The organism is Spirillospora sp. NPDC052242, from assembly GCF_040679555.1.
Taxonomy (GTDB): Bacteria; Actinomycetota; Actinomycetes; order Streptosporangiales; family Streptosporangiaceae; genus Spirillospora.
In genome coordinates, this window is sequence record NZ_JBFAUZ010000097.1 from 1 (window position 1) to 10,655 (window position 10,655).

At 73.9% G+C, this 10,655-nt stretch carries 9 protein-coding genes; 2 read left to right on the forward strand and 7 right to left on the reverse strand.

The features are described from left to right. Positions 1-143: 143 nt before the first annotated feature. The 3 genes from AB0L25_RS40535 to AB0L25_RS40545 all read right to left on the reverse strand — a co-directional run bounded on the left by AB0L25_RS40535 (position 144) and on the right by AB0L25_RS40545 (position 3,099). Entirely contained in the window at positions 144-1,034 is an 891-nt protein-coding gene (locus tag AB0L25_RS40535; RefSeq protein WP_500178926.1) for a hypothetical protein, read from the reverse strand. Continuing rightward, positions 1,031-1,972 carry a S66 peptidase family protein gene (locus AB0L25_RS40540; RefSeq protein ID WP_500178927.1) on the reverse strand — a complete coding sequence of 314 codons (942 nt, stop codon included), beginning with the start codon at positions 1,970-1,972 and terminating at the stop codon, positions 1,031-1,033. Before AB0L25_RS40540 ends, AB0L25_RS40535 begins: the two co-directional genes overlap by 4 nt. 359 nt (positions 1,973-2,331) lie before the next feature. Continuing rightward, on the reverse strand, positions 2,332-3,099 hold the full coding sequence (locus AB0L25_RS40545; RefSeq protein ID WP_500178928.1) for an SIR2 family NAD-dependent protein deacylase: 768 nt from the start codon (positions 3,097-3,099) through the stop codon (positions 2,332-2,334). 116 nt (positions 3,100-3,215) lie between these two features. On the opposite strand from AB0L25_RS40545, the gene AB0L25_RS40550 reads away from it, so the two are divergent. Next, positions 3,216-4,172, forward strand: a complete 957-nt coding sequence (locus tag AB0L25_RS40550) for a sulfotransferase family protein (RefSeq protein ID WP_500178930.1) — start codon at positions 3,216-3,218, stop codon at positions 4,170-4,172. Here AB0L25_RS40550 and AB0L25_RS40555 read toward each other — a convergent pair. The 4 genes from AB0L25_RS40555 to AB0L25_RS40570 form a co-directional block, all read right to left on the reverse strand. Continuing rightward, positions 4,148-6,223, reverse strand: a complete 2,076-nt coding sequence (locus AB0L25_RS40555; RefSeq protein WP_500178931.1) for an ABC transporter ATP-binding protein — start codon at positions 6,221-6,223, stop codon at positions 4,148-4,150. The genes AB0L25_RS40550 and AB0L25_RS40555 overlap by 25 nt on opposite strands. Positions 6,224-6,422: 199 nt before the next feature. Next, a complete protein-coding gene (locus AB0L25_RS40560; protein WP_500178933.1) occupies positions 6,423-7,238 on the reverse strand; it encodes an enoyl-CoA hydratase/isomerase family protein in 816 nt (271 codons plus the stop codon). A 340-nt stretch (positions 7,239-7,578) separates the two neighbouring features. Further along, positions 7,579-7,791, reverse strand: a complete 213-nt coding sequence (locus tag AB0L25_RS40565; RefSeq protein WP_026406019.1) for a helix-turn-helix domain-containing protein — start codon at positions 7,789-7,791, stop codon at positions 7,579-7,581. A 116-nt stretch (positions 7,792-7,907) separates the two neighbouring features. After that, positions 7,908-9,506 (reverse strand): ABC-F family ATP-binding cassette domain-containing protein, encoded by a 1,599-nt coding sequence (locus AB0L25_RS40570; protein ID WP_500178934.1) that lies wholly within the window; start codon positions 9,504-9,506, stop codon positions 7,908-7,910. Between the two features lie 280 nt (positions 9,507-9,786). On the opposite strand from AB0L25_RS40570, the gene AB0L25_RS40575 reads away from it, so the two are divergent. After that, positions 9,787-10,572, forward strand: a complete 786-nt coding sequence (locus AB0L25_RS40575; RefSeq protein WP_500178935.1) for a VOC family protein — start codon at positions 9,787-9,789, stop codon at positions 10,570-10,572. Positions 10,573-10,655 lie beyond the last annotated feature (83 nt).

Below are 10,655 nucleotides of genomic sequence, written 5' to 3' on the forward strand. Positions count from 1 at the left end.
CGACATCATCGGCGAGCGCGCGTCCGTGCGGCTGCGCACCCGCTCCGCGACGATCGTCGCCCTCGAAGCCCTGCGGGCGTTCTGAGCCGGGTCGACGGCCCGCGGTGGGCGCGGCCCGGGCGGGGCCTCTGCAGGGGTGGTGGTCAGTGCTCGGCGGCGAGTGTGGCCAGGACGGCCGCGAACTCCTCCGGGAGGACGAGCACGCCGTTCTCGTATCGCGTGTGCAGGTACGTCAACTCGCCCGCGCGCCACCAGTAGAGCTGCGGGCTGAGCGACCCCGGGCCCTCGTGGTAGGCGCGGTACGCCTGCGCCCGCAGTTCCTCGGCGGCGGCCACGGCGGCGCGGTAGCGGGCGCGCGGGGAGCCCTCGGTCATGCGCAGCGGGTGGGCGACGATGAGGCTGCGGTTCGGGGCGATGACGAGCGCGCCGTAGGGGCCGATCGGCAGGTACTCCTCCAGCCACGCCAGGTGCGTGACGGCGTAGAACGTCCAGCCGCGCAGCACCGACACCCGGACGCCGCGCAGGTCCTGCTCGACGACCTGCAGCGGCCCGTCCGCCCGCACGTTGGCGCGTCCGATCATGAACAGGGCGTCCCCGGAGACGGGCCAGCCCCGCATCTCCGCGGTGGTGACCGTCCGCATCGTGGTGGGGGTGTCGACGACGACGGCCTCGATGAGGCCGGGCGCGAAGGGGCGGGCGGCGAGGGTGCCGTTGTCGTTCTCGGCCGGGTAGATCCGGGTCCGCAGCAGGTGCTGGGCGAGGTCGAAGTCGCTGAGGTCGAGCGGCTCCTCGGTCGCGGTGACGACGGTGGTGACGTGGTCGGAGACCAGGGCGGGCCAGTCGTCGCGCGGCACCCGCCGGGCGACCTGCCGGACGTCCCGCATGTTGACGTGCAGGCGCTGCGGGCCCTCCAGCAGCATGATGTCGCCGGGCGCGGGACGGCACGCGTAACCGAGGCTCTCGGCCACCAGGACCAGCAGCGATTCGAGGGTGCCGTCGTCCCAGGCGTCTCCGCCCGCGTGCCGGCCGCTCATCGGGCGCCTCCCGCCGTCAGGGTGCGCCGGTCGGCGTCGAGGACGGCCGGGGCGCCGAGCTCGAGCGTGCCCTGGCGCGCTCCATGCCCGGCGGGGACGCCCGCCAGGACGGGCACGCCGAGACCGCCGAGGCGCGCGGTGGACACGGCGTCGAGCTCGTCCGGGTCGCCGCACCGGTCAAAGGAGCCGAGGGCGATCCCGGCGACGCCGTCGAACCAACCCGCCTGCAGCAGTTGCACGAGCATCCTGTCGATCCGGTAGGGGGCCTCGGTGACGTCCTCGAGGAACGCGATGCGGCCCGCGGCGGGCGGCGGCGCGTACGGGGTGCCCAGCAGGGCCGTCAGGAGGGAGAGGGTGCCGCCGGTGAGGGGGCCTTCCGCGCGTCCGGGGCGCAGCGCGCGGGCGCCGGGCAGTGCGGCGCCGCCGCCGAACAGCGCGCCGCGGAGCGCGTCGATCGACCAGGCGCGGTCGTCGTCCGTCCCGGACGCCGCCGTGTCGGGGCCCGCGAGGAGCCCGGCCGCCATCGGGCCGAAGGACGTGGTGACGCCCAGGCGGGCGCCGAACGCGACGTGCAGGGCGGTGACGTCGCTCGACCCGTGCAGGATCTTCGGTGCGCCCGCGGCGGCGACGTCGGCCTCGGTCGCGGCGGCGAGCGCGGCCCAGTCGAGCAGGTCGAGGACGCGGGTGGCGCCGTAGCCGCCGCGCGCGCAGATCACGGCGCGCACGCTCGGGTCGCACCAGGCGTCCGCCAGGTCGGCGGCCCGTTCGGCGTCGCCGCCGGCGAGCCCGCGCCGGGCGTCGCGGGCGGGCGCGGAACCGTCGAGGTTGACACGGTCGAGGGCGTGCTTCCCGACCGTCACGTCAAGACCGAGATCGCGCAGCGCCGCGTCGCCGGCCGCGAGGCGGGCGGGCTCGACGGGACCGCTCGGGGCTACCACGACAACCCGGTCACCAGGGAGCAAACGCCTGTAAGCACGGACATTTCGCATTTCCGCCCGCGGTACGGACGGTTCCCCGGAGGGCGCGTCGGACGGCTCCTGTGCCGCCTCCGCGCGGGCGCCCCCGCTCATCAACCCGATCCCTCCTCAGCACCCGACGGATAGAGCTTGTCAGGATCCGGACGCCGGCGGAAGAGGCCGCCGGTCACGACCCGCCAACGGATCCGCGGCCGGATCCCGCCGGGACGTCGCCGGCGGCGCCCGGCGCGCGCCCGAACACGGCGACCGCCCGGTCACTGTAGCGGTCGCGCGAGGGCCTCCGGGCGCTGCCCCGCGCCCGCCGGGCGGCGGCGCGGCGGTCAGCGGACGGTGCCGAGCACCAGGCCCGCCAGTTTCGGCAGGGCCTCCCCGATCGGCAGCCGCAGGACCGCGTCGGCCAGCCCATCGTACGGCGTCTCCGACGCGTTGATGATCACCAGCCGGGCGCCGCGCTCCACCGCTTCCAGGCACAGGCTCGCCGCGGGCTGCACGGTCAGCGACGTCCCGACGGCCAGGAACAGGTCGCACTCGCGCGCGGCGGTGATCGCCGCGTCCAGGACGTCCCGCTCGAGCGCCTGCCCGAAGGAGATCGTCGCCGACTTCTGGACGCCGCCGCAGTCGGCGCACGGCGGGTCCTCCTCGCCCGCGTCGACCCGCGCGAGGATCTCGGGCATCGGGGTGCGCAGCCCGCAGGCCAGGCAGACCGCGTCGCGCATGGTCCCGTGGATCTCGATGACCGTGCCGGAGCCCGACCCGGCCCGCTGGTGCAGCCCGTCGATGTTCTGCGTGATGAGGGCGCGCAGCCGTCCCGCCCGTTCGAGCTCGACCAGGGCCGCGTGGGCGGCGTTCGGCTCGGCGTCCCAGGCGGGGTGGTCGCGGCGGGACCGCCAGGCGCGGCGCCGCACGTCCGGGTCGGCGAGGTAGGAGCCGATCGTGGACATCGCCTCGGCCGTCGGGTCCTTGGTCCAGACGCCCTGCGGCCCGCGGAAGTCGGGGATCCCGCTGTCGGTCGAGATTCCCGCGCCGGTCAGGACCGTGATGGCCCCGACCGTCGGCAGGAGGCCGGCGAGCGTCTCTGGTTCGTCCATTCCTCCAGGCTAGAACGCGATCCGCTCCTATCACTGTTTAACGGATGTGTATCGGACGCGCCCTACGGAGGGTCACGGACCGTCCACCCCGCAAAAGGTGACAAACTTGGCTCCGTATGAGGTCGACGCCGCACATCTTGGTGATCAACGGCACCAAGGTCCGCCGCCCCGTGTTCGTCCTGGGCGCCCCGCACTCGGGCACGGACCTGCTGGCGCGTGCGATCAAAAGGTCACCGGAGTTCCACCTGACGACCGGCCGCCCCGAGGTGCTGCGCGTGACCTACGCCTTCGCGCGGCGGCCCGCGATCGCCGACGAGCGGGAGCGCGGCGCCGCCCGGGTGCTGCGCGACGCCTACGCGCAGGCGTGGCAGGTGTCGGCGCGGGCGTGCGGCGAGTGCACGGCCGAATGCCGCGACCTCGGCGGGCTCCCGCCCGCCGACGACGCCTCCGCGCCCGCCGGAGACGGTACGTGCGTCGACGCGCGCGGCATCGCCCGGTTCGCCGACGCCTCCCCCGACCTGATCTACAGCGCCGACGTGCTGCTCGACGCGTTCCCCGACGCGCAGCTCGTCCAGGTGATCCGGGACGGCCGGGACGCCGTCGCCGACATGCTCGAGGACGAGCGCTGCCTCGCCTGGTTCCAGCCGGGACTCGCCAACCTCGACACCGTCTTCCCGAACGCGTTCTTCGGCGTCGAGGACCACACCGAGCGCAGCCGCTGGCCGCGCGCGGCGACCGCCGTGAAGTGCGCGCTGCGCTGGCGCGGCGCGGTGCGGCTGAGCGCGAAGCTGCGCCGCCAGGTCCCCGAGGAGCAGCTGTTCACCGTCCGCTACGAGGACCTGGCCGCCCGGCCGCGCAAGCTCGCCGCCGACCTGTCCGGCTACCTGGACGCCGAGATCTCCCGGACGGCGCTGGGCGGGCTCGTCCGCGCCGCGGCGGGCGGCCGGACCGGCGACGCGCACGGGGTCGGGTCGTGGCGCGAGCGGCTGACGTCCCGGCAGGCCGCCCAGGTCGAGAAGATCGCGGGGATCGAGCTGGGCCGGCTCGGCTACCGGCTCGCCTCCGACGCCTGATCCGCCGCCCGATCCGCCGCGGCGCCCGGCCGCCACTCGGCGGTCGGCGGCGGCTCGTCGGCGGCCTCCCGCTCGATCACGTCGTCCTCGCCTTCACCGTCCCCGGCGCCGACGTCGCCGTCGCCGTCGCCCTGTCGGGCGAACTGGGTGCGGTACAGCTCGGCGTACAGGCCGCCGCGCAGCAGCAGCTCCTCGTGCCGCCCGCGCTCGGCGACGCGGCCGCCGTCGATGACCAGGATCTGGTCGGCCTCCCGGACGGTCGACAGCCGGTGCGCGATCACCAGCGAGGTGCGCCCGGCGAGGGCGGTCGCCAGGGCCCGCTGCACCGCCGCCTCCGACTCCGAGTCCAGGTGCGCGGTCGCCTCGTCCAGCACGACCACCGACGGCGCCTTGAGCAGCAGCCGCGCCAGCGCCAGCCGCTGCTTCTCCCCGCCCGACAGCCGGTAGCCGCGGTCGCCCACGACGGTGTCCAGCCCCTCGGGCATCTGGTCGACCAGGTCGCCGATGTGCGCCGCCTTGAGCGCCTCGTGGATCTCCTCGTCCGTGGCGTCCGGACGGGCGTAGCGCATGTTCTCACGGATCGAGTCGTGGAACAGGTGGGCGTCCTGGCTGACCACGCCGATCTCCGCGCGCAGCGACTCCAGCGTCACGTCGCGGACGTCCGCGCCCCCGATCCGCACGGCGCCGCCCGACACGTCGTACAGCCGGGACACCAGGTGCGTGATCGTCGACTTGCCCGCGCCGGACGGGCCGACGAGCGCCACGAGCTGGCCGGGGCGCGCGGTGAAGTGGACGTCGTGCAGCACCTCGCGGCCGGGGGCGGAGTCGGCGCGGGCGATCGACTCGAGCGACGCCAGGGACACCTCCTCCGCCGACGGGTACGCGAACCGCACGTGGTCGAACTCGATCGCGGGCGCGGCGGGGGCGGCCTGCGGGGCGTCCGCGCCGTCCGGGCCGGACGGCGCCCGCCGGGCCTCGGCCAGGTCCCGCGCGTCCTTGCGGTCGCGGATGAGCGGCTCGAGGTCCAGCACCTCGAAGACCCGGTCGAAGCTCACCAGCGCGGTCATGACGTCCACGTGGACGTTCGACAGCGCGGTCAGCGGCCCGTACATGCGGGTGAGCAGGGTGGCGAGCGCGACGAGCGTGCCGAGCTCCAGGGCGTCGCCCACGACCAGGGAGCCGCCGACGCCGTAGACCATGGCGGTGGCGAGCGCGGCGACGAGCGTCAGCGCGGTGAAGAACACCCGGCCGTACATGGCGGCGACCACGCCGACGTCGCGGACCCGCGCGGCCCGGCCGGAGAAGTTCTCCTCCTCCTCGGACGGGCGCCCGTACAGCTTCGTCAGCATCGCGCCCGCGACGTTGAACCGCTCGGTCATGAGCGAGCTCATCTCGGCGTCCAGCTTCATCTGCTCGCGGCTGACCCGCTGCAGCCGCTTGCCGACCCACTTGGCCGGCAGGACGAACACCGGGAGCAGCAGCAGCGCGATCAGCGTGACCTGCCACGACAGGATCAGCATCGTGACGAGCACCAGCACCAGGCTGATCACGTTCGACACGACCGACGACAGCGTGGTGGTCAGCGCCCGCTGCGCGCCGATGACGTCGTTGTTCAGCCGGCTGACCAGCGAGCCCGTCTGCGCCCGCATGAAGAACGCGACGGGCTGGCGCTGGACGTGCGCGAACACCTGCGAGCGCAGGTCGTAGATGAGTCCCTCGCCGACCCGCGCCGAGTACCAGCGCTGCACCAGCCCGAGGACGGCCTCCACCAGCGCGAGCGCGGCGACGCCGACGGCCAGCCAGATCACCACGGACTGCCGGCCCGGCACGATCCCCCGGTCGATGATCGCCTTCAGCAGCAGCGGGTTGGCGACCACGATGAACGAGGCGAACGTGTTGAGGGCGAGGAACAGCGACAGTTCGCGGACGTACGGGCGCGCGTAGCCGACGATCCGCTTCACGGTGCCGGGCTTGAGCTTCTGCCGGGTGACCGAGCTGTCCCGGCGGAACGAGGCCATCACCTGCCAGCCGTTGCCCGGCGTTCCCGGCATGCCCACACGCGCCTCCGAGGGTCGGCGCGCGCCCGCCGGACGGGCGCGCGCTCGTCATCGAGTAATCAAGTAAGCATCACAACGCGACGGATCCCGCGGCCCTTCCGGGTTGAGCTGTAGGCGAAACGCGCGCCCGTACCGCGCCCGTACCGCGCCCGTGCGGCGTCCGTACCGTGTCCGTTGCCGCGTCCGGGGCGTCCTAGCCCTTCGCGCCGAAGATCTCGCGGAGCCGGCCGATCTGCTCGCGCCGCTCGGCGGCGCACTGCTCCTCGAGGGTGTTCTCGGCCGCCTCCCACAGCAGCCGCTTGGTCGCGACCGCCGCGCCCGCGTTCACCGCGAGCAGGGACGCGACGAGGTCGGCGACCGCGGCGTCCAGGCCGTCCGCCGGGACGACGATCTCGGCGAGGCCCAGCCGGGCCGCCTCGTCCGCGCCGACGGTGCGGGCGGTCAGGCACAGTTCCAGCGCGCGGCCGATCCCGACGATCTCCACGAGCGGCTTCGTGCCGGTCAGGTCGGGGACGAGCCCGAGCGCGGGCTCCTTCATGCAGAACCGGGCGTCGTCGGCGACGACCCTCATGTCGCAGGCCAGGGCGAGCTGGAAGCCGCCGCCGATGGCGTGCCCGTGGACGGCGGCGACCGTGACGATGTCGGGGCGCCGCAGCCAGGTGTAGCCCTCCTGCAGCTCGGCGATGAACCGGTCGGTCGCAGCGGCGTCGGAGCCGTCGGTGAAGCCCTCGCCGTCCCCGGAGAACATCGACAGGTCGATGCCGGCGGAGAAGCACGGGCCCGCGCCGCGCAGGACGACGACGCGGACGTCCGCGGGGAGGGAGCGGCCGATCGCGGCGAGGCCGCGCCAGGTGGCGAACGTCATGGCGTTGCGCCGTTCGGGCCGGTCGAGCGTGATGGTGGCGACGGCCCCGTCGATCTCCAGCGCCAGCCCGGCCTCGGCCAGTTCGGCCTCGCCCGGTGCGGCGGGCGCCGCGGTCCCCTCCGGCCGCGCGTGCACGTCCGTCATGTGTCCCCCTCCTGGTGGGCGGCCTCCCGAGGGCCGCGCCTGGCTCGCCTGCGGCGGCGGTGCACCGCGCACCGGACCCGCCTCGCCGTCCACGAGGCGGGGCCCATGCCGATCCCGCCGCGACCGAACCCTACTCGGTCGGTCGCGGCGCCTGGTCGGGCGTCTCCCTCCGGGCGTCTCCGTCCGGGCGTCGACGCCGGGCGTTCCCGCCGGGCGTCCCGTCCAGGGGGGACGATCCCCGTCGCGGCCGGGCCTGACCCGTTGCCTCCGCTCGGCGCCGGTCGCGCCGAGGCGGCCGCAACGGGTCAGGTGGGGCGCTGCTCCGGGGGTCGGCGTCCGGTCAGGACTTCTTGCCCCGGGTCGCGCCGCCGCGACCGCGAAGGTTGACGCCGGACTCGGTCAGAATCCGGTGGATGAAGCCGTACGAGCGGCCGGTGGCGGCTGCCAGGGCGCGGATGCTCTCGCCGGATTCGTACCTCTTCTTCAGGTCCGTCGCCAGCTTGTCGCGCTCGGCACCGGTCACGCGGGTGCCCTTCTTCAGGGTCTCGGCCACGAGTACCTCCCGTAGTGATGTGGTGACCGCTGCGTTATCCCCCGCCATGATCAGTCATTCCCGGCCGTTCGGCTACCCACTCGGCGAGAAAAGATCTGCGGAAGATGCCGCGCAGGTCACGCGAGCGTCACCAGATCGGCAAACTCGTCACTCCAGATGTCCTCCACACCATCCGGGAGCAAGATCACTCTTTCCGGTGCGAGCGCCTCGACCGCGCCCTCGTCGTGGGTGACCAGGACGATGGCTCCGGCGAACGTCCGCAGCGCCGCGAGGATCTCCTCCCGGCTGGCCGGGTCGAGGTTGTTGGTGGGCTCGTCCAGGAGCAGGACGTTCGCGCTGGAGACCACGAGCATCGCCAGTGCCAGCCGGGTCTTCTCGCCGCCGGACAGGACGCCCGCGGGCTTGTCGACGTCGTCGCCGGAGAACAGGAACGAGCCCAGGATCTTGCGGACCTCGACGGGCGCCATGCCGGGCGCGGCCGACTGCATGTTCTCCAGCACCGACCGGTCGACGTCCAGCGTCTCGTGCTCCTGGGCGTAGTAGCCGAGCCGCAGCCCGTGGCCGGCCTCGACGGTGCCGGTGTCGGCCTCGTCCACCCCCGCCAGCAGGCGCAGCAGCGTCGTCTTGCCCGCGCCGTTCAGGCCGAGGACGACGACGCGGCTGCCCTTGTCGATCGCCAGGTCGACGTCGGTGAAAATCTCCAAAGATCCGTACGATTTCGACAAACCCGTCGCGGTGAGGGGGGTTTTGCCGCACGGCGCCGGGTCCGGGAAGCGGATCTTGGCCACCTTGTCGGCCTGCCGCTCCCCCTCGACGCCCGCCAGGAGCTGCCGGGCGCGGCGGTCCATCTGCTGGGCCGCCTTGGCCTTCGTGGCCTTCGCTCGCATCTTGTCGGCCTGCGACAGCAGCGCGGACGCCTGCCGCTGCGCGTTGGCCGTCTCGCGCTTGCGGCGCCGCTCGTCGGTCTCCCGCTGGTCGAGGTACTTCTTCCAGCCGACGTTGTAGATGTCGATGACGCTGCGGTTGGCGTCCAGGTGGAACACCCGGTTCACGACGGCGTCCAGCAGCTCCACGTCGTGGCTGATGACCACGAGGCCGCCCTGGTGCGACTTCAGGAAGTCGCGCAGCCAGACGATGGAGTCGGCGTCCAGGTGGTTGGTGGGCTCGTCCAGCAGCAGGGTGTCGGCGTCGGAGAACAGGATCCGGGCGAGCTCCACCCGCCGCCGCTGCCCGCCCGACAGCGTACCGAGGGGCTGCCCGAGCACCCGGTCCGGCAGGCCGAGGCTGGAGGCGATCGAGGCGGCCTCGGACTCGGCGGAGTAGCCGCCGAGCACGTGCAGCCGCTCCTCCAGCCGCCCGTAGCGGCGGACCGCCTTGTCCCGCGCGGCGCCGGTGGCGGTGGCCATGGCCTCCTCGGCGGCCCGCAGGTCGCGGACGATCTCGTCCAGGCCGCGCGCCGACAGGATGCGGTCGCGGGCCAGCTCGTCGAGGTCGACGCCGCGCGGGTCCTGGGGGAGGTAGCCGATGGTGCCCGAGGAGGTGACGGCGCCCTGCGCGGGGAGCGCCTCCCCCGCCAGCACCTTGGTGAGGGTCGTCTTCCCGGCGCCGTTGCGGCCCACGAACCCGACCCGGTCGCCGGGATTGACCCGGAACGAGGCGGACTCGATCAGCAGCCGGGACCCGGCGCGCAGCTCGATGTCTTTCGCGATGATCACAGTGACAGGGCTCCCCTGGACGGGACGGTTCGACGGGCAGGCGCACGAAACGGCGCGCCGCACGGTCCGGTGACCGGGGCGCGCCGGGACGGCCTGTCAGTTCGGGAGCGAAACCATCGGTCCAGTGTACGTGACCGCGTCTCGCCCCGTTCCATGCTTTTTCCGTCGCCCTGTCGAACACGCGAGCGAACGCGACCGGGGTATGGGGAGGATGCAGGGGTCAGAGCGTGCGACGGGGACGCCGGGCCGGAGACGGCCCATGACCAAGGAGCAGTCGGAAATGACGCACGTCACGAGCAACGCGCCCGAGGGGACGCCGAACTGGATCGACCTGGGGGTGCCGGACGTCGAGCGGGCCAAGGCGTTCTACGGTCCGATCTTCGGCTGGGAGTTCCAGGACACCGGCGCGGAGACCGGTCACTACAACCTGTGCATGCTGCGCGGCGAGTCCGTCGCGGCGGTCATGAAGAACCCGGACGAGAACGCCGCCGACTTCTGGTGGGACGTCTACTTCGCCGCCGACGACTGCGACGCGACCGTCGCGCGGGTCACCGACGCGGGCGGCGAGGTGGTGGAGCCCCCGATGGACGTCATGGACCTCGGCAGGATGGCCATCGTCCGCGACCCGCAGGGCGCCCAGTTCGGCCTGTGGCAGGGCCGCGCGCACATCGGCTCCGCCTACGTGAACGAGCCGGGCTCGCTCGTCTGGAACGAGGTCGTCACCCCGGACCCGAAGGCCGCGCTCGACTTCTACGCCGCCGTGTTCGGGCATCAGGGCGAGGCGATGCCCGCCGAGGAGGCGGGCGGCATGGACTACACGGTCCTCAAGCGCCCGGACGGCCGCTACATCGGCGGCGTGATGGGCGAGCCGGGCGCGGGCGGCGCGTCCTGGCAGTCGTGCTTCGCCGTCGCGGACGCCGACGAGGCCGTCCGGCTGGTGCGCGAGGGCGGCGGCGCCGTCGACCAGGAACCGGTCGACTCGCCGTACGGGCGGTTCGCGTCCGTCCGCGACCCGTTCGGCGCCCGGTTCCAGGTGATGAAGCCCGCGCCCGAACCGGCGGGGTGACCCCGCCGCCGGTGCCGGACGGACGCGCGCGGCCGGGCGGGACCGGGCGGCCGGGCAATGGTGCGGGGGGTCGGGGGCGCGGG

What these genes read in the sequence shown, in the direction of transcription:
- AB0L25_RS40555 (WP_500178931.1), bottom strand. Translation starts at nt 6,223, where the DNA reads ATGCCGGGAACGCCGGGCAACGGCTGGCAGGTGATGGCCTCGTTCCGC.
- AB0L25_RS40550 (WP_500178930.1), top strand. Translation starts at nt 3,216, where the DNA reads ATGAGGTCGACGCCGCACATCTTGGTGATCAACGGCACCAAGGTCCGC.
- AB0L25_RS40535 (WP_500178926.1), bottom strand. Translation starts at nt 1,034, where the DNA reads ATGAGCGGCCGGCACGCGGGCGGAGACGCCTGGGACGACGGCACCCTC.
- AB0L25_RS40545 (WP_500178928.1), bottom strand. Translation starts at nt 3,099, where the DNA reads ATGGACGAACCAGAGACGCTCGCCGGCCTCCTGCCGACGGTCGGGGCC.
- AB0L25_RS40575 (WP_500178935.1), top strand. Translation starts at nt 9,787, where the DNA reads ATGACGCACGTCACGAGCAACGCGCCCGAGGGGACGCCGAACTGGATC.
- AB0L25_RS40560 (WP_500178933.1), bottom strand. Translation starts at nt 7,238, where the DNA reads ATGACGGACGTGCACGCGCGGCCGGAGGGGACCGCGGCGCCCGCCGCA.